Source organism: Marinobacter sp. (assembly GCF_048269445.1).
Taxonomy (GTDB): Bacteria; Pseudomonadota; Gammaproteobacteria; order Pseudomonadales; family Oleiphilaceae; genus Marinobacter.
In genome coordinates this window covers 155,053-173,895 of the sequence record NZ_JBLXIQ010000005.1, presented here as the reverse complement: position 1 = coordinate 173,895, position 18,843 = coordinate 155,053, and the positions used below count along the sequence as shown (strand labels likewise).

The window sequence follows — 18,843 nt, the reverse complement described above, 5'->3', positions numbered from 1 at the left end:
CTGCGCAACTTATAACAAGAAGGCCTGTTGCGGGCAACCGGAAAGAGTATACAACATGTATCCGGGCCCAGCTGCTCCCTCTCGCGGGTTATGCTAGCATCCGGGCTCATATTATCGATATCAGGGCTGCGCGTAACACCGGCCAACAGCCATCACAACGGAGAGACACCCCATGAAAGCGACCGTCGACTGGACCGGCAACGCCAGTTTCAAAGTCACCAGTGGCAGTGGCCACAGTGTTCAGCTCGATGGCCCTCCCGATCATGGTGGCCAGAATCTGGGGCCACGCCCAATGGAAATGCTGCTGATGGGGCTGGGTGGCTGCTCTTCTTTTGACGTCATGAGCATTCTGAACAAAAGCCGGCAGGACGTGACGGCCTGCCATGCCGAGCTCGAAGCGGACCGGGCCGATGCGGTTCCCTCCGTCTTCACCCGGATTCACCTCCACTTCGTGGTAACCGGTAACCGATTGAAGGAAAACCTGGTCAAGCGGGCGGTCAGCCTCTCGGCCGAAAAGTATTGCTCAGCGTCTATCATGCTTGAAAAGGCCGGCGTTGAAATCACTCATAGTTATGAAATTCGCGAGGCAGATTAGCAAGACCGGTAGCCCGGCAAACACCAGCCGCTGAGATCCGGCCCAGAACCCTCCTGGGGCCATTTTCTGCGGGCCGGGTGCGGGGGGAGCCGCCGATGCTAAAATGTCATTGCAAATACTATTCAACGCCACTTGCGGTGTGCATAATACGCACCCTCTCCGCCGGTCTGCGCAAAAGGTGAACAACCCGGTCAGTAGTCGGTGGCGGCCTCGGTAGAGCGCATAACAGTAGCTCTGCAGTCATTCATCTCCACGATCCGGAGGGGCTGAGCATGGAATCAAAACTCCAGCTGCACGGTTTTAACAACCTGACCAAATCCCTGAGCTTTAATATCTACGACATCTGTTACGCGCAGACCGAAGAACAACGCGAAGCTTACATCGACTACATCGATGAAATGTACAACGCCGAGCGTCTTACCCAGATCCTGTCCGATGTGGTCAAGATTATCGGGGCCAACATCCTCAATATCGCGCGCCAGGATTATGAGCCCCACGGTGCGTCAGTCACCATGCTGATCGCCGAGCACGAACTCACCAATGGCGAAGAGCCGGACAACGAAGAGTCTCCAGGCCCGCTGCCCGACACCATCGTTGCACATCTGGACAAAAGCCACGTCACTGTCCATACCTACCCGGAAAGTCATCCCCATGATGGCGTGAGTACCTTCAGGGCAGACATCGACGTGTCCACTTGCGGCCTGATTTCGCCCCTGAAAGTATTGAACTACCTGATCCACAGCTTTGACTCCGACGTGGTTACCGTGGATTACCGTGTCCGCGGCTTCACCCGCGATGTGGACGGCACCAAGCACTATATCGATCATGACATCAACTCGATCCAGAACTATCTGACCGAGGATACCCAGAATGCGTATCAGATGATCGATGTGAACGTGTATCAGGAAAACATGTTCCACACCAAGATGATGCTGAAGAACTTCAAGCTCGATAACTATGTGTTCGGTGTCAATGCCAGTGATCTGGATCCGACGGAAGCCCAATCCATCGAGGACAGGCTGCGCCGGGAAATGCTGGAGATCTTCTACTCCCGAAACGTGGAATAAGTGTTCACCGGTGGCGCCCCGGGCGGGCCGCCACCAGTCCTTCAGTTTTTTTGATGTCTCCCGCCAGATTTCTGCGTTTTATACTTGTCTCTCCGCTCGCTTTAATAGTAACCAGAGCAAACAAAAGGAGGACACCATGACCCTGCGCTCCCTGAAACAGATAATTCCCGCATTGGAAACTTCCGATGGTGCCGGTGTGCGCATCAAACGTTCCATTGGCCAGCGGCAAAGTGTTCGCCTGGACCCGTTCCTGATGCTGGACGAGTTCGGCTCAGCCGAGGCGGCAGACTACATTGCCGGCTTTCCGTCCCATCCCCACCGCGGGTTTGAAACTGTGACCTATATGATTGAGGGTCACATGCTTCACGAGGATCATCTTGGCAATCGTGGCGATCTGCGTAATGGCGGCGTGCAATGGATGACTGCTGGCCGTGGCATCATCCACTCGGAGATGCCCCAGCAGGAGGAAGGCGTGATGCGGGGCTTTCAGCTATGGCTGAATCTGCCCGCCGCGGAAAAGATGACTGAAGCCGGTTACCGTGACATCCAGCCCGAAGAAATCCCGGAGATCGCTTTTGACGGCGGCATGATTAAGCTGATCGCCGGTACGATGGAGGTTGATGGCCGATCCCACCGCGGGGCAGTGCCCGACCGGAGCACCCAACCGGTGTACGCGGACATTCACCTGGTACCCGGGGGCAGCATTCGACTGCCAGTTCCCGAAACTCACAACAGCATGTTGTACCTGTACGAGGGAGACGCCAGTCTGGGTGACGCAAGATTGCAAAGCAGCGCTGCCAACATCCTGGGTGACGGAGACCAGATCAGCGTCCAGGCAGGAAACTCTGGCGCGCGCCTGCTGCTGATTGCCGGCAAGCCCATCGGCGAGCCGGTGGTTCAGTATGGACCATTCGTAATGAACACCCGTGAAGAAATTGAGCAGACACTGCAGGATTACCGGGATGGTCGTCTGACTGCCTGAAAACCGCAGTCGCTCAGGCGAACGGCTTTCGGGCCATCAGCTGCTGGACCATGGGCCTGACAATCAGGTCCATGGCCAGCGGCATTTTTGTGCCCGGGATCACCAGGGTATCGTGGCGTGACAGGCTGCTGCCCGTAATCACCTGCAACAGATAGGGAAACTCGACTTCCGAGGGTTCCCGGAACCGGATTACCAGCATGCTCTCATCTTCGGTGGGTACATCCCGGACCACGAAGGGATTGGAGGTATCCACCAGCGGGATGCGCTGAAAGTTGATGTGGGTGTGGGAAAATTGCGGCACGATGTCATGAACATAGTCGTCCATGCGGTTGATGATAGTCTCCACAACCGCTTCTTGACTGTAACCGCGCTGATGGGTGTCCCGATGGATTTTCTGAATCCATTCGAGATTGACGATGGGCACAACGCCGATCATCAGATCCACGTACTGGGCAATGTTGTAGGTATCGCTAACCACCCCGCCATGCAAGCCTTCGTAAAACAGCAAATCGGTGTCAGCGGGTAGTGGTCCCCAGGGCGTAAAAGTCCCGGGTTTGTGGCCAGCAGTCACCAGTTTCCGGTCTTCGTCGTGAACGTACTGCCGGTAACGGCCATTGCCGGTGTGGCCGTAGTCGTAGAAAAGCGCTTCGAGCTTGTCGATGTGGTTGGCGGCCAGGGCGAAATGGTTGCGCTCACCAAACTGGCCTTTGGCGGCCAGCCGGGCCATCTGCTCCCGGTTGTAGCGGTGAAAGCTGTCACCACTGACCATAGCCGCATTCAGGCCTTCACTGGCAAACATCCGGCTGAAAATCTGGCCGGTGGTGGTGGTACCTGCCCCGGATGAACCGGTAACAGCGATAATCGGGTGGCGTTTTGACATAGGCGCAGCGTGCCGGAATCAGGTGAGGCTGTCGAGTAATCGGGGCTTTTCGACTACAAAGCCCTGAGCGTAATCCACACCGAGCTGACGGAGCATATCCAGAACATCCCGCGATTCAACCTGGGAAGCGATCACCTCCCGTTTCATGTAGTGCGCCATATCCACCATCGAGCGCACCATCGCGCGGTCGGTTTCGCTGGTCGACAGCTGGCCGGTAAAGGCATTATCGATTTTGATCAAATCCACTGGCAGTGAGCGCATCAACTCGAAGGAGCTTGGGCCACTGCCAAAGTTACCCAGGCAGAACCGGCACCCGAGTTCCTTCATCTCCAGAATGAAGTCTGCCACCGACTGGACATCATTGATGGCAGACGCCTCGGTGAGCTCGAACCAGAGCCGCTCGATAGGCGCGTCCTTCTCACTCAGCTTCTCGTAGATAAACTCCAGCAGCGTCTGATCATTCAGAGAGTAGCCGGATAGGTTGATACACACACCACCCAAATGCCGCGGGTCTGGTGCCTTCTCCCTGAGCCAGTCCAGCATGTGTCCCACTACCCAGCGGTCGACCGCCTGCATGCGGTCGTAACGCTCGGCCATGCGGACAAAGTCCCGACCGGTAATAAGGTTGCCTTCGTCATCGTACATGCTGATCAGCACTTCGTACTGGGCCGCCATGGACGCATGGGCATGCAGAGGTATAATTTTCTGGCACCGCAACAGCATGCGCTCTTCGTTCAGATTACTGAGGCTCGCCACCTTGGCGGCAATCTGCTCCTGCCTGGCCTGATCTTGGGCGCCCAGTGCATATTCCGAAACCTTGCCATGCCCCAGTTGCCGGGACGCGGCCAATGCCTGTTCCGAGGCCCGCAACCAGCGTTCGGCACTCACCAGGGCCGGCAGGGTAGGCACCACACCGACATTCGCGGAAAGCCGATAAACCCGACCCCCGAAGGTAAACTCGGCGGCTTCGATTGCCTGAATGAGATTTGTCGCCGCCTCGGTGGCATTTTCCGAGGGCACCAGCATGGCAAACTCGTTCCCTGCAAGCCGCGCCACGGGCATGCCATCACCCACATGACTGCGAAGAATGTCAGCGACCCGCTTCAGGGCGTCATCGCCGGCCTGGTAGCCTGCTGTGTCGTTAAGCAGACGGAAGCGACGAAGATCCAGCCGCACCAGGGAGCGCTCATCTTCCCTTCTTGCCAGCTGCTGATCCAGCATGCGCTCGAACTCACGGCGGCCCAGAAGCTTTGTCAGCTCATCGTGAGTGGAGGCCCATGACAGCTGGTCATAAACCTTGCGAACCATACGGTCGATACTCTCATCCACCAGGGGCCGCTCATACTGGCTGTCCGGCACAATGATGCCTTTGCGCATATGCCGGGCCAGAGCCTCAAGCTCCAGCTCTACCACCCGCATCCCCTGGTGATTCACAAACACAAAACGACTGAATCCGCGGGCGATCCAGACCAGCCGGATATACTGCGGCTCCTCCGGCTTTTCCTGATCTCGTAGCCAGTCACCCGTGCGCAGTTGCTGGGCCCGGTTGATCCAGCGCTGCAGGCTGCGTTGTTCGCGGTCAGACAATTTTCTGGCATCTGTCTGGTCCGGCTTTGCCGGCGGGATTTCCACCAGCTCAGGCGATTTATCCGGGCTGCGAACCAGAAACTGCTTGAGCTCGTCCCGGATCTGGGAGGACGGCATATGGTTGCTGGAAATGGAGGCAAGGCCATCCTGGATCATCCGCAACAGCTCTGGCAGATTGATGGAGCTGTTGGTATCCTCGGCAAAGGACAGTAGGGAATCAATGACCGACAGATAGTCCTGCCATAGCTGACTGTCCGGCCCTTGCCGGATCCAGGTCAGCGAGAGTAAATCGCGCCAGCCACCATCCAGCAGACTCAATACGGCCTTCGGCACCTTGCGTCCACCCAGTTTCTTATCCAGGACATCGGTGACGGCCTTTTTCGATTCAGCAACCTTCTGAGCGCCCTCTGCAGCAGCAGTTACCCGTTCGACATTTCTGCGATATACCAGATTCTGGCGGTTAATCAGGGTATCCAGCTCCTGCATGGCTTGCTCGAACACTCCGGTGTCCTGCTCGAAATCGGTGGTAATACGGTGAACAAGCTCATCCACCCGACGTTGGACCACGGGATTGATCCGCCCCCCCTTGACTCCCAGCTGGGCCAGACGATTCATGACGCCACGGACGGGACTGTCCTGATCCTCAAAAAACGCGGGATCCCGCATGACCACTTTAAGTACCGGCACTTCCAGTTGTCGCATACGCTGCTGGGCGTAGTCACTGAGTTTGGGGCTTTCCACCACGGAACGGAAAAACCGGTCGACCACATCCAGTGTGCCCTGCTGCTCCTCGTTCAGCCGGTTATCACCGCTTTCCTTGACCTTCTCGACAACCCGATCCCTGAGTGGTGTCACATCGGCCCCTGAATCCACCGCCTGTATCTGCAGTTGTTGCAGTTCACGCTGCAGTTCTCCGGAAGATAGCGGGCGGGCGTTGGGTTGGAACAACATCGGTTCAGGGTCACCCCGCGCCACCCGGCTTGCAGTCAGCGTAGTGAGCAGATTCCGCACGGTTGCGAAGGCGGTTTGCGCCGCTTGGGCGTAGCCCCGGAACTCGCCACCGAGCCTACCGGGTTTGCGCCGGGTAGCAGTTTCAGCGATAGCAGCCTTTTCCGGCTCTGGTTGCGGGGCAGTGGCCGGCTTTTCTGCCGCACGTGGCGCTTCCGGCCTGGCCTGCGCCGGCTTTTCATCAGGCTTTACACCGGCCTGTTCGCTCAGGTACTTGCTCAGATCCAGATCCGGCAGGACGCCATGACGAATCAGAATATTGTTCAGCTCTTTGTAAAGAGGCCCTAAATGCTGCAGAACGGTCTGCTCGAAAACCCGCAGGCAGACTTTTTCCACCTCACGGGAGGCCTTGAGCTGATTCAGTCCGCTCTGGAAAGCCTCACAAACCAGTGACGGCCCGAGGGGGTTGTGATGCCCGGTGGCATTGGCAATACCCAGGTTGTCGAGACGCAGCTTGAGCTGGAGCAGGTCGCCCCGATACTGGGTATCCGCCTTGGTGACCATCACCCGGATGGTCAGCCAGTCCTCAAATTCGCCCTTGTCCACCACCGACAATTCGGAACCGGCAAAGCCTTTGGGGGCCGGTTTGAGAGGAGATTCCAGGCTACGCGCCATCTGGTGCCACATGCCGCGCTGACGGGCCTGGATCTGGCCCGATGCATCCATGTATTCATTGGCTTGCTGATCATTCGAGGCCTTCTGGGCAGCCTGCTTGAGCCCGGCGACCATCTTTACAAAACAGCCATCCATCAGCGGCTCAATAAACTGAATAACCGCTTTGGCAGACTGATGCAAAACGAACTGGACCTTGTCACTGGGCGCACGCAGAGAGGAGCGGTCCTGATTCCGGGAACTGCCGCATTGCTGCAACATGGCATCCACGGCTTCCGGATTTGGTCGGGTAAAATTCACCCCCATCGCCCCATCAATACGCCGGACGACGGCCACATGCAACTCATGGCGGCGGGCACCGTCCAGGCCACGGAAACGCACGATCAACTCCGGTGGCGTGCCAGACGCAAAGGCCCGGTCAAGCTTGCGGGAGGTTTCGCCGGAATAACGAACAAACAGGCCTTCCGGACAGAAATCGGAAATCTGGCATGGCCATGCCTCACCGGTTCCCAGGTCTATCTGGGCGGCAAGCTTGATGGGTTGACGGGAGCTGCTACGACGTTCTCTCGGATCCATGAACTACCTGATTTCTCGCACAGTCGGAGATAATCGCCGGACCCACGGCCCGACACCGACTAACATCCCTGAAACGGCGGCAGATGCCACCTGCTACTATGGAAAGCATGACTGTACTATAGCGACCTGGCCCCCGCAGGCAAACCAACCCACTATAACATCCTGACCCATGAAACAGCTTAGTCAGATCTATCTACTTTTGCTACTGGTAACAATGCTTAACGGGTGTACGACTATTGGCTACTATTCCCAGGCGGTCAGCGGTCATACTTCCCTGATGGTCTCAGGGCAACGGGTGGCAGCGGTTATCGCTGACGACAGCACTCCGGCGGAGCTCCGGGAAAAGCTTGCCATCGCCCAGCAGGCCCGGGAGTTTGCGGCCCAACGGCTTGGCCTGCCAGTCGGGGATGCGTTCCGTGAATACGTGAACCTGGACCGGCCCTGGGTGGTGGTCAACCTCGTGGCCGCACCGGAATTCTCGCTGGAGCCCCATCGCTGGTGTTACCCGATTCTCGGCTGCCAAGCCTATCGAGGGTATTTCAGCCTGGAAGCTGCAAAAAGGGAGCAGGCGTCATTCCGAGCCAAAGGCTTCGACACCTTTATTGGTGGAGTAACCGCTTACTCAACCCTGGGCTGGTTCGATGACCCCCTCCACACAGGATTTACCCGGTTACCGGAGGATCGGATGGTCGCCCTGATGTTTCATGAACTGGCCCATCAGGTAGTGTACATCGCCGATGATACGGCCTTTAATGAAAGCTTCGCCACTGCCGTGGAACTGGAAGGGCTGAGACTCTGGCTGGTGGAGCAGGGCAAACCCGGTCAATTCCGGCAGGCGCTGGAGCGCCTTTCGCGCCTGAACCAGACCCTGGCTCTGGTTCAGGCCTTCAGCACCCGGCTGGAAGCGCTCTATGAACAGCAGGGGAGTCTGCCCGATGACCAACTACGGTCCCGCAAGGCAGACGTGCTGGAGCAGCTGGCCCAGGCCTACCAACAGACCTCTGAACACTGGCCAGAACCAGGCCCACTCGGCCCGGCGCCAGTGACCCTTAACAATGCCAACCTCGCTCTGTTCCGGCAGTATAACCAGCACGTGCCGGCGTTCCGCCAGTTACTCCGGGAAAACGGATACGACTTCGCAGGTTTTTACCCGGCGGTCGACGAATTATCACAGAAACCGGAGCCTCAAAGGTCAGAACTGCTTACTGACTTGTCAAAGCGGTTTAAAGAAAACCTTTGAGTTCCGCTGGGTGTTGTAGGAAGCCAGTTTGGGCCCGGGCAGAGCCTGTACGGTTGAGGGCTGGAAGCCCCGTTCCCGGAACCAGTGCTCAGTCTGGGTGGTGAGCACAAACAGCTTCTGGATACCCTGGCCCCGGGCCAGTTTCTCAACCATCGCCAGAATTTCATCACCCCGCCCGGCCCGGCGATAGGTCGGGTCTACCGCAAAGCAGGATAACTCACCGGCGCCCTCATCGGGGTAGCTGTAGAGGGCAGCACAGCCTACAATCGTGCCGTCGCGCTCGGCCACAACAAACCGGTCGATTTCGGTTTCCAGCATCTCCCGGGACCGGCGCACCAGAATGCCCTGCTCCTCAAGCGGTTGGATCAGCTCCAGAATCCCGCCAATGTCTTCCACCCTGGCCTGGCGGATCTGCTCGTAGTTATCGCCACTGACCAGTGTGCCGGATCCATCCCGGGTAAAGAGCTCCTTCAGCAACGCGCCGTCGTCCACGTAGCTGATGATGTGCGCCCGGCGCACACCCTTCACACAGGCGTCACAGGCGGCTCTCAGCAGGTCAGCGTCGTGACCGGTCACAGCACCGGCAACAAGCCGCTCCGACGCCTGGCGCGCCGACAGCTCCCGGATGAGAACACCGTCCTCTTCCTGCAGCCCGAGATCATCGATAAACACGATCAGTTTCTCGGCCTGCAGCGCTGCCGCCACCTGGCTGCCAACTTCCTCGTAGGAGAGGTTGAAGGTATCCCCGGTGGGTGAGTAGCCCATCGGCGGCAACAGCACAATGTGCCCCAGCTCCAGCAATTTCTCGATGCCAGTCACATCCACCCGGCGAACTCTGCCGGTATGACCAAAATCGATCCCGTCCAGCACCCCCACCGGCTTGGCGGCCACATAATTGCCACTGGAAACCCGGATACGGGCATTATGCATGGGGGAATTCACCAGCCCCATGGACAAGTGGCTTTCCAGGTAGGCCCGCAGGCCCCCAATGGCTTCCATTACCATGCCCAAATGCTCTTCCGGCGTGATACGCAGACCTTTTGCGAACGACGATTCCACGCCGGCAGTGTCCAGCCGCGTCTGAATCTGCGGGCGGGCGCCAAAGGCAACGACCAGCCGCACACCGAGGCTGCTCAGCAGCGCAATGTCATGGATGATGTTGATGAAGTTCCCGTGCTCAATGGCATCCCCCGGGATGGTCAGCACCACCGTGTGTCCACGGTGGGCGTTGATGTAAGGGGATGAATGGCGAAATCCATGCAGCCAGTCGTTTGATTTCAATTCGAATACTCCAAACTTTTTTCTTTACGCGGCCTGCAATTCAGTTTGACGAACACTGTCGGGAGCCCCCTATTTGACCCGGACTCCAGCCTAAAGGCAAAACTGTCGGATAAGCCCCTGCAGGATCTTCACGGTTGGTGCCAGTTGAGACAGCTCTATAAACTCATCCGGCTGATGCGCCTGATCGATGGATCCGGGGCCCATCACAAGGGTTTCGAGACCAAGCTTCTGCAGCCACGGGGCTTCGGTAGCGAAGGCAACGGCATGGGCGGTATGGCCGGTCAGCTGCTCACAAGCTTTTACCAGGGCCGCATCGGCGGGGGTTTCGAACGGCGGCACCCCGTCGAAGAGCGGCTCGAATAACAGGGACAGTTCCCGGCGTTCTGCTATCGGCTGGACCTTGTCGAGGATCGCCTGGCGCAGGGTTTCCATGCTCATGCCCGGCAGCGGGCGCAGATCGAAGTGCAGCTCACACTCGGCACAGATCCGGTTGGGGTTGTCACCACCATGGATGCAGCCGAGGTTCAGGGTCGGGAACTGCACCTCAAAGTTCGGATTCCGGTACTTTCCCTGCCATGTTGACCGGAGAGCCAGCAGCTCGGTCATGGCTTCGTGCATCCCTTCAAGAGCGTTGCGGCCGAGGGCCGGATTCGAGGAGTGGCCCGACTGCCCCTCAAACTTCAGACGCTCCATCATGATGCCTTTGTGCATGCGCACGGGCCTCAGGCTGGTCGGTTCGCCGATGACGGCGTAGCGGGCCCTGGGCTTACCGGCTTCGGCCAGTGCCCGGGCGCCATCCATGGAGCTCTCCTCGTCCGCGGTGGCCAGAATGATCAGGGGCTGTTTCAAGTCTTCCCCGACAAAGGCCCTGGCCGCTTCGATGGCCAGCGGGAAAAAGCCTTTCATGTCGCAGGTGCCCAGACCGTACCAGCGGTTGTCCCGCTCGGTCAGGGTAAAGGGATCACTCTGCCAACGCTTGTCGTCGAAAGGTACCGTATCCGTATGGCCGGACAACACCAGCCCACCCGGGCCGCTGCCCAGGGTTGCAATCAGGTTGAATTTGCCAGGCATGCCCGGAACTTCCAGAATCTCCACGGAAAAACCAAGGGCCTCAAGCCACTCTGCCAGGATACGTACCACCGGCTCGTTGCTGTGGTCCCACTCGGCCGAGGCACTGCTGATGGACGGCAGGGACACCAGACGAGCCAGCATGTCACGGATGCCCGGCACCGCTGCGGTCTTGCTATCGGACTGCGACATAGTTTCCTCTCAGATTCCCAAAGGAATCATTGTGCACGGCCCCGCCGCCACACTTCAAAGTTGGTAATGGCCCGGATCAGCATCGGATAGGCGACTTCTCCGCCAGCAACCACCCGGGCCACCTCAAATTCCTTATCGCTGACACTCACCAGACGGCCTTCGACAACGTTGTCGTTGGAGAGCGTCACCCTGACCCTATGGTCAATCCACTGGCTCGCATTCGTCATATCAGCCACATACCAGCCTTCGACCCCCGGGTTTTCTCGCGGCACAACTGGCTCTATGGCTTTATCGGGCGTTTCCGGCATCACGGGTTTGGCTTCCGTGAGAAATACATCCGGGACACCCGCGCCGTTATAGCGCACTGGCCAGCTGCGAGTGGCTTGCTCCGCCCCTTCGGCTCTGACAGGGATCCCCAGCAGTAACTCACCAGGCTGCAGACTCACCGTGAGCTCTCCACCTTCCAGCAACCACTGCCGGTAAAGCGCCTTCAACTGATCACTTGGCTCCAGCCCCCGGGCTTGAAGCCCTGCTACCAGGGCATCCAGTGAACGTCTGGTCCATTCATCGGGTTCAACACCCGCCTCACGAGCGCAATACGCGGCGACGCGGCGCATCAGGCCGGCATCCCGCACGGTCAGCTGTAGAGGTTCCGTGCCATTTGACATCGTGATCTCTCCGTCCTGGTAACGGACTCTGGCCGCTGGCCAGTCCAGTTCCAGGCTACCGGTACTGATGGTATTGAGCTCGGCATGAATACGGTCAGGCTCCTGGCGCAGAAACGCTTCGCCGGCAAGGCCCGTAATCCCCATCCGGATCAAATCCCCACTTCCAAGCTGTTGGCGAGGATCTGGTGCGCAGGAGAGAACAAACAGGGCCTGTTCGCCTTCGCGGTTCGCACCGTCTGCGGTCACCCAGTTTCGTAACATGGTGGGGTCGAGCGTCAGACTCACACCATCCAGCCTCAGGGACCACTGCCCCGGCAGATTGGAGGGCTCAGCCAGGCCGGTCAGCAAGTTGACCGGAGAACCGGCGTCAAATTCAGCGCGGGCGATGTTCAGGGGCTGGGTCAGTTCAAAATCCTGCCAGCTGGCGCCGTTGAGAATCACACGGCCTTCCACGCCGGAACTGATGCTGCCCCGGTGCAACACTCCGAATTCTTCCAGCGCCTTCCGTGCGTCCGCCATTCGTTGGTCTGCCAACCACCAGACGCCCGCCTTGAACGCGACAAAGCCGACCAGGACCAGTATTACCAGCGTCGTTAGCAGGCGCTTCATCCGGGAACTCCTCGTCGGGTGTCGTCAGTTACGGGAAATCAGGGTGCCGACACCCTCATCGGTGAAGATTTCCAGCAGGCAGGCATGAGCGACCCTGCCGTCGATAATATGGGCCGTGCGCACGCCATTCTCCACCGCGCTCAGGGCACACCGGATCTTCGGCAGCATGCCCCCGTGGATGGTGCCATCCTCGATGAGGTCATTGACCTGTTTTGCCGTCAGCCCGGTCAGCACCCTGTCATCCTTGCCCTTCAGTCCGGCCACGTTGGTCAGCAATATCAGCTTCTCGGCCTTCATGGCTTCCGCCACCTTACCGGCAACCAGATCTGCATTGATGTTATAGGAAGCGCCGTCCGGCCCCACCCCGATGGGTGCAATCACCGGAATCACATTGCTGCGGGTGAGCATATCAATAACATCCACGTTGACACTGGCAACTTCGCCCACGTGACCGATATCGATGATTTCCGGGCGCTCCAGTTCCGGAGAACGGTTAACCACTTCCAGCTTCCGCGCCCGAATCAGGTTGGCATCCTTTCCAGTAAGGCCCAGTGCGGTACCACCTTGAGCATTAATCAGTGAAACAATTTCCTTATTCACCTGGCCCCCGAGCACCATTTCCACTACGTCCATGGTTTCGGCGTCAGTAACCCGCATGCCGTTGACGAACCGGGACTGGATGTTCAGACGCTCCAGCAGTTCTCCGATCTGGGGGCCTCCGCCGTGAACCACGATGGGGTTGATGCCCACCAGCTTCATCAGCACCACATCGCGGGCAAAGCTGCTCTTCAGATCCTCGTTCTCCATGGCGTTGCCGCCGTACTTGATAACAACGGTCTTGCCGGTAAATCTTTGAATATAGGGCAGGCCCCGGCTAAGTACCGAAGCCACCTGCATTGCTGTTTCACGATCCAGCGCCATGTTTATGCCTTACCAGTCCTGAGTTAAAACTACCTGCGGAAACCGCCGGGAAAATTGTTCAGAAGTCCGCCACCAGATCCGGTGCTGCCTTCCGCAGTTGTTCCCGGAAGACAGCCTTTATGCGATCAAGGGCGTCCTCGGTTTCTGCCTCGAAGCGCAAAACCAGAACCGGCGTGGTATTCGATGCCCGGCACAGACCCCAGCCGTCTGCGTAATCCACCCGAATGCCATCAATGGTACTGATGTTGCCGTCACCGAAGTCTCCCACTTCACCGAGCCGCGTAATAATGTCGAACTTGGAGCTCTCCGTCACCTCGAGATTTATCTCGGGGGTACTGATATCTTCCGGGAATTCCTCGAAAACTTCATCACTGTGGCGGTCTTCAATGCCCAGAATTTCGAGCAGGCGGGCAGCAGAGTAAAGGCCATCATCGAAACCGTACCAACGCTCCCCGAAAAAGATGTGACCGCTCATTTCGCCGGCCAGCAAGGCACCGGTCTCTTTCATTTTGGCTTTCATCAAGGAATGACCGGTTTTCCACATGATCGGCCGACCGCCGGCTTCTGAAATCACACCCGCCAACCTTCGGCTGCACTTCACATCATAGAGAACATCGGCACCCGGGTTCCGGGACACTACATCCCGGGCAAACAGCATCATCAGGCGGTCCGGCCAGATAATCTTGCCAGAATTGGTCACCACACCGATACGGTCACCATCGCCATCGAAGGCCAGCCCGATATCGGCTCCTTCGGATTTCACCCGGGCAATCAGATCCGCCAGGTTGGCCGGCTTGCCGGGGTCTGGGTGGTGATTTGGGAAGTCTCCGTCGACATCGCAATACAGCGGAATAACCTCACAGCCCAGCTCTTCAATCAGAATGGGGCCCAGCTCACCGGCAATGCCATTGCCAGCGTCCACCACCACCTTGAGCGGTGCGGCCACTGCAATGTCGCCGACGATCCTGTCCAGGTAGGCGCGGCGCACATCTTCGGTGGACTGACCACCCTGTCCGCTGGCCAAGTCACCGGTCTGAATGCGCTGATACAGCTTCTGTATGGCCTGACCTGACAGGGCTTCCCCGCCCAGCATGATTTTCAGGCCGTTGTAGTTAGCCGGGTTGTGGCTGCCTGTTACCATCACGCCAGAGCCGGTCTGCAACTCATGGGTGGCAAAATAGAGCACCGGCGTAGGCACCGCACCGATATGAATCACGTTGCAGCCGGCTGCCATGAGGCCCCGCGCAAGTGCTTCCGCAAGAGCCGGGCTTGAGTGGCGGCCATCGTAACCGATACAGAGGCTGCCGACGCCACGTTCCAGGGCTTCCGAACCAATAGCCCGGCCAATAACCTGAACTATGTCCGCCGTCAGGGTGTCGCCAACAATGCCCCGGATATCGTAGGCCCGGAAAATATCGGGCGAAAGGTCGACCTGAGGCAGGGCCACCTCCTCAACTTCGGGGGTGTAGCCAGAGCCAAAGGCGGTATCGTCGCCGCGGCCAAAGCCGAGAACATCCTCGTCGCCGTCCAGCATGTCGACATCCGGCATATCTTTGTCCTGAAACAGGGGCTCTTCTGCACTATGCGATGCGCCTGCGCCGGACTTACCTGCACTGACCGGCTTCGGCCTCACGCTCTCACCCGCTTTCGCAACCCGCTTGTCGACAACCTGGGACACCCGGTAAAGCACTTCGCCAGTGGATGCCACCATGTCCCATCGGAACGCCGGCAACTTGACTCGCTCACCGCCGAACACCTTGTGAGCCCACTGGATCAGGACCGTCAAATCCTGGCGCAGCCCTTTCTGGGCACCACCGAGCAGAACCCAGACAACAATCGCGGCAATCAAAGCCGGGACGCCCACAAGTATCGCGATCGTCACAATGTCAACCGGGGCTGCGGCGGCCCTGGCCGGCGTATAGGTCAGGGTCCAGTCTGGATTGAGGAGCGTTCGGGATTCAGCATTACCAGACCCACTGCCGCTGCTCACCACTGTCCGGGTGGCTCCCGAGACGGTCTGAACCAGCGCCAGTTGGCCGCCAAGAGTGGTGTTAACCACTTTCAACAGCGGTTGAATCTGCGCCGTGTCGAAGATCACCAGCAGGCTGCCTGCCACGGCATTGCTTGCCGGCTTACGAACCGGTGCCGCCATCTGCACGAGCCATTGATTGTCGCGAGGGAAGGCATCTGGATAGAGCCTTTGACCGGTTTCAGCGCGCCGGGCCAGCTCCAGACCGGAGAACCCCAGTGCCTCTTCCCCGCTCGCCGTACGGGGGACCATACCGTAGGGAAACAGATGCACCGCCTCGATACCGGGCAGAGCGCTCTCCAGCTGAGCTTCCACGGCAGGTATCTCGCCTGAGTTACCAAAGGCCTGAATCACGTATGGCTGGGTGGCGAGACCATCGATACTTTTCTGAACCTGCTCGAAATACTGATTCAGGCGCAGGGCGGCGGCATCTGCCTCCAGGGCTTTCAATGATGCAAAGCGTTCACTGGTAGCCGGCTGCACGACCAGGAAAAGAAGCAACGCAACAGCAGCAACACCCGCCAGAAGAACCACCAGCGACTGACCCATGGCTACGGAGTTCAGTCGCTTGAGCTTTGGCCCCGCAGCCTTACCCTTTTTTGTCGCCTTCTTTGCCGGTTTCTCATCAACGGACGCGTCGGCAGTCTTCTTTTTACCCAGCTTCATAGTCCATCCTGCAGTTATAATTTTTTCGTCCTGGACAAGCAGTTATCCGCAAAGTATAGACACCGGCGCAGCGTTCTGCTTGGCCGGTGCCGCAACTATTGGCTCCCCGTGGAACCAAAGCCGCCCTCACCTCGTTGACTGGCGTCGAACTCGGCAACCACCTCAAAATCCGCCTGAACCACAGGCACCAGCACCAGTTGCGCCAGGCGCTCGCCGACATCCACAGTAAAGCTGGTGCGCCCGCGGTTCCAGCAGGAAACCATCAACTCGCCCTGGTAATCGGAATCAATCAGCCCGACCAGGTTGCCCAGTACAATGCCATGTTTGTGACCGAGGCCGCTTCGGGGCAGGATCATGGCAGCAAGGGACGAGTCGGCAATGTGGATTGACAGCCCGGTTCTGATCAGCTGCGTATCACCCGGCTCCAGGGTCAGCGGCCCGTCAAGACAGGCCCGGAGATCGAGACCTGCAGACCCCTCGGTCGCATATGCGGGAAAGGGAATCTGGTTGCCAATCCGGTCATCCAGAATGCGCACCTGAAGATTTTTTCTGCTCATGAAAGGTCCTGTTTGTTGAGAGCTGGTACCCGACGCAATTTCAGCGGACACCCTGGCCAAGATGATCGACAATAATTGCCACGAGACGCCGGGCAATGTTCGTTTTACTGTCTGGGCCCAGAGACTCGCTGCCCCCGGGCCAGAACACCGTCACCGCGTTATTCTCGCTGTTGAACCCCAGCCCGGTCGTCGAGACATCATTGGCCACGATCATATTGAGCTTTTTGCGTTGCATTTTTTCGGTGGCGTAGCGCTCCACATCGGTTGTCTCCGCTGCAAAGCCCACGGTAAATGGCGCATCGGTACGCCCGGCAATCGTCGCCAGGGTATCGGGATTGCGCACCAGCGATAGCGACATGGCTTCACTGGATTTCTTGATCTTGTCGCCGGCACAGTTTTCCGGCCGATAATCAGCCACCGCCGCAGTAGCAATAAACAGGTCACACCCCTCATCCACCGCCCGGGAGGCTTCACGCAACATATCCTGTGCCGTTAACACACTACGCACATCGACTCCGGCCGGTGCAGGCAGGGTGACCGGGCCGCTGACCAGAACCACATGGGCACCCGCGTCACGAGCTGCACGGGCCAAGGCGTAGCCCATTTTCCCGGAACTGTGGTTGCTGATATAACGGACCGGGTCAATGGGTTCGCGAGTGGGGCCTGCAGTGATGACCACCCGCTTGCCGGTCAGCGCTGTACCGTTTCCGGCATCCAGAAGACCGAGGATCGACTCAGGCTCCAGCATCCGCCCGGCGCCGGTATCGCCACAGGCCTGCTCGCCCTGGTCCGGGCCCCACAATTCAACCTGCGGATCCTCCTCAAGCAACCGGATATTCCTCTGGGTGCGCGTATTGCCCCACATGGCCTGGTTCATGGCCGGCACCACCGCGATAGGCGCCTCGGTTGCGCAACACACGGTGGTGAGTAGGTCATCTGCCATACCCTGGGCCAGCCGGGCAATAAAATCCGCAGATGCCGGGGCAATGATCACCTGATCGGCCCATTTGGCCAGCTCAATATGGCCCATGCCCGCTTCTGCCTCTGGATCCAGTAGGGAGGTGCGCACCGGCTCACCACTGAGCGCCTGGAACGTCAGTGGCGTTATAAAGGCTTCTGCCCCGCGCGTCATCACCACCCTTACCTCATGCCCCGCTTTTTTCAGCAGGCGCACCAGTTCGGCACTCTTGTAGGCAGCAATACCACCGGTCACTCCCAGAAGGATTCGTCTGGCGGCCATAGGGGCTCCGTTTCCACATGAAAAGAAAGGCTTATAAGATAGCATGCTCGGGCGGCACCGACAGCCCGCAGACGCTGAACATACGTTTACCGATTGTTACTTTTTAAAGTAACCTTTGTAACCCTGAGATCACTGTCTCGGTGCAGGAAGCACCCCGTCACAAAAAACAACGCAAGGAAGACCGCATGACAGACCCCGCATGGCCCATGGATGAACGTCCGAGGGAACGCCTGCTCGCCCACGGCGCCCAAACCCTTTCAGACGCCGAGCTGCTTGCCATTTTCCTGCGCACGGGCACCACCGGTATACCGGTAATGGCGCTGGCCCGCCACCTGGTTGACGAATTTTCCGGTCTCAGGGGCCTGTTGACCGCCTCCCGCCGCCAGTTCTGTGAGGTAAAAGGCCTGGGGACCGCTAAATACGCCCAGGTTCAGGCGGCCATGGAAATGGCCCGTCGGGTGATGGACGAACCACTTCGCCAGGGTGACCCCCTGCGCTCGCCGGAAGACACCCGACGGTTCCTGACCAGTCGCCTGGGCACCTACCCCCACGAGGTTTTTGCCGGTCTGTTCCTCGACAACCGCCATCGGGTGATTCAATACCGGGAGCTGTTCCGGGGCACCATCGACGGCGCTGCCGTTTATCCGAGAGAGGTGGTACGACAGGCTCTGGAGGACAACGCAGCAGCCGTTATTTTCGCACATAACCACCCATCCGGCGTAGCAGAGCCCAGCCAGGCCGACATTTCCCTGACCCGACGCCTTAAGGAAGCCCTCGGTTTGGTGGATATCAGGGTTCTTGACCATATGGTTGTGGGCCACGGTGAGGTAATATCACTGGCTGAACGGGGTCTGATGTAAAGCCTGGTGTAAAATGGTGAACGTCTGTGCCGGAAAATTGGCCAAATTCCCAACAATTTTTTGCGTTGGGGGGCAGGTTCTGGTATAAAAGCGTCCCTTTCTGGCGGCGTCTGGCGAGCAGCCTTCAGTTCAGAGGCGCGAATGGGGGCCTAACAGTTCCCTGGCAACCAGAGACGCATCAAAAACGAATTCGCATTATTGAGAC

At 58.6% G+C, this 18,843-nt stretch carries 14 protein-coding genes; 5 read left to right on the top strand and 9 right to left on the bottom strand.

Annotated elements, in window-relative coordinates; translation table 11 throughout:
• Window positions 1-172: 172 nt before the first annotated feature.
• From ACN0XM_RS12300 to ACN0XM_RS12290, 3 genes are all read left to right on the top strand, one after another.
• Window positions 173-595, top strand: a complete 423-nt coding sequence (locus tag ACN0XM_RS12300) for an OsmC family protein (RefSeq protein WP_417567234.1) — start codon at window positions 173-175, stop codon at window positions 593-595.
• Between the two features lie 272 nt (window positions 596-867).
• The gene (speD, locus tag ACN0XM_RS12295; protein WP_417567233.1) at window positions 868-1,662 is read left to right on the top strand and encodes an adenosylmethionine decarboxylase; all 795 of its coding nucleotides are present in this window, start codon (window positions 868-870) and stop codon (window positions 1,660-1,662) included.
• 136 nt (window positions 1,663-1,798) lie between these two features.
• Window positions 1,799-2,644: a pirin family protein gene (locus ACN0XM_RS12290; protein ID WP_417567232.1), complete on the top strand. Its 846-nt coding sequence runs from the start codon at window positions 1,799-1,801 to the stop codon at window positions 2,642-2,644.
• Between the two features lie 13 nt (window positions 2,645-2,657).
• Here ACN0XM_RS12290 and ACN0XM_RS12285 read toward each other — a convergent pair whose 3' ends face one another.
• Window positions 2,658-3,524, bottom strand: a complete 867-nt coding sequence (locus ACN0XM_RS12285; protein WP_417567231.1) for a phosphoribulokinase — start codon at window positions 3,522-3,524, stop codon at window positions 2,658-2,660.
• An 18-nt stretch (window positions 3,525-3,542) separates the two neighbouring features.
• The gene (locus ACN0XM_RS12280) at window positions 3,543-7,307 is read right to left on the bottom strand and encodes a DUF1631 family protein (protein WP_417567230.1); all 3,765 of its coding nucleotides are present in this window, start codon (window positions 7,305-7,307) and stop codon (window positions 3,543-3,545) included.
• A 169-nt stretch (window positions 7,308-7,476) separates the two neighbouring features.
• Here ACN0XM_RS12280 and ACN0XM_RS12275 point away from each other — a divergent pair, with 169 nt between their 5' ends.
• Window positions 7,477-8,547, top strand: coding sequence for an aminopeptidase (locus ACN0XM_RS12275; RefSeq protein ID WP_417567229.1), 1,071 nt, complete (start codon window positions 7,477-7,479; stop codon window positions 8,545-8,547).
• Here ACN0XM_RS12275 and argA read toward each other — a convergent pair.
• From argA to coaBC, 7 genes are all read right to left on the bottom strand, one after another.
• The gene (argA, locus tag ACN0XM_RS12270; protein ID WP_417567228.1) at window positions 8,521-9,828 is read right to left on the bottom strand and encodes an amino-acid N-acetyltransferase; all 1,308 of its coding nucleotides are present in this window, start codon (window positions 9,826-9,828) and stop codon (window positions 8,521-8,523) included. The two genes, ACN0XM_RS12275 and argA, sit on opposite strands and share 27 nt — an antisense overlap.
• Before the next feature lie 90 nt (window positions 9,829-9,918).
• Complete coding sequence (gene argE / locus ACN0XM_RS12265; RefSeq protein ID WP_417567227.1) at window positions 9,919-11,088, bottom strand: acetylornithine deacetylase; 1,170 nt, start codon at window positions 11,086-11,088, stop codon at window positions 9,919-9,921.
• A gap of 26 nt (window positions 11,089-11,114) precedes the next feature.
• Window positions 11,115-12,365 (bottom strand): acetylornithine deacetylase, encoded by a 1,251-nt coding sequence (locus ACN0XM_RS12260; protein ID WP_417567226.1) that lies wholly within the window; start codon window positions 12,363-12,365, stop codon window positions 11,115-11,117.
• A gap of 24 nt (window positions 12,366-12,389) precedes the next feature.
• Window positions 12,390-13,286, bottom strand: a complete 897-nt coding sequence (argB, locus tag ACN0XM_RS12255) for an acetylglutamate kinase (protein ID WP_417567225.1) — start codon at window positions 13,284-13,286, stop codon at window positions 12,390-12,392.
• A 58-nt stretch (window positions 13,287-13,344) separates the two neighbouring features.
• Window positions 13,345-15,981 carry a phosphomannomutase/phosphoglucomutase gene (locus ACN0XM_RS12250; RefSeq protein ID WP_417567224.1) on the bottom strand — a complete coding sequence of 879 codons (2,637 nt, stop codon included), beginning with the start codon at window positions 15,979-15,981 and terminating at the stop codon, window positions 13,345-13,347.
• 95 nt (window positions 15,982-16,076) lie between these two features.
• The gene (gene dut / locus ACN0XM_RS12245) at window positions 16,077-16,538 is read right to left on the bottom strand and encodes a dUTP diphosphatase (protein ID WP_417567223.1); all 462 of its coding nucleotides are present in this window, start codon (window positions 16,536-16,538) and stop codon (window positions 16,077-16,079) included.
• A 40-nt stretch (window positions 16,539-16,578) separates the two neighbouring features.
• Window positions 16,579-17,778: a bifunctional phosphopantothenoylcysteine decarboxylase/phosphopantothenate--cysteine ligase CoaBC gene (gene coaBC, locus ACN0XM_RS12240; RefSeq protein ID WP_417567222.1), complete on the bottom strand. Its 1,200-nt coding sequence runs from the start codon at window positions 17,776-17,778 to the stop codon at window positions 16,579-16,581.
• A gap of 185 nt (window positions 17,779-17,963) precedes the next feature.
• Between coaBC and radC the strand changes: the two genes are divergently transcribed.
• Window positions 17,964-18,638: a RadC family protein gene (radC, locus tag ACN0XM_RS12235; protein WP_417567221.1), complete on the top strand. Its 675-nt coding sequence runs from the start codon at window positions 17,964-17,966 to the stop codon at window positions 18,636-18,638.
• Window positions 18,639-18,843 lie beyond the last annotated feature (205 nt).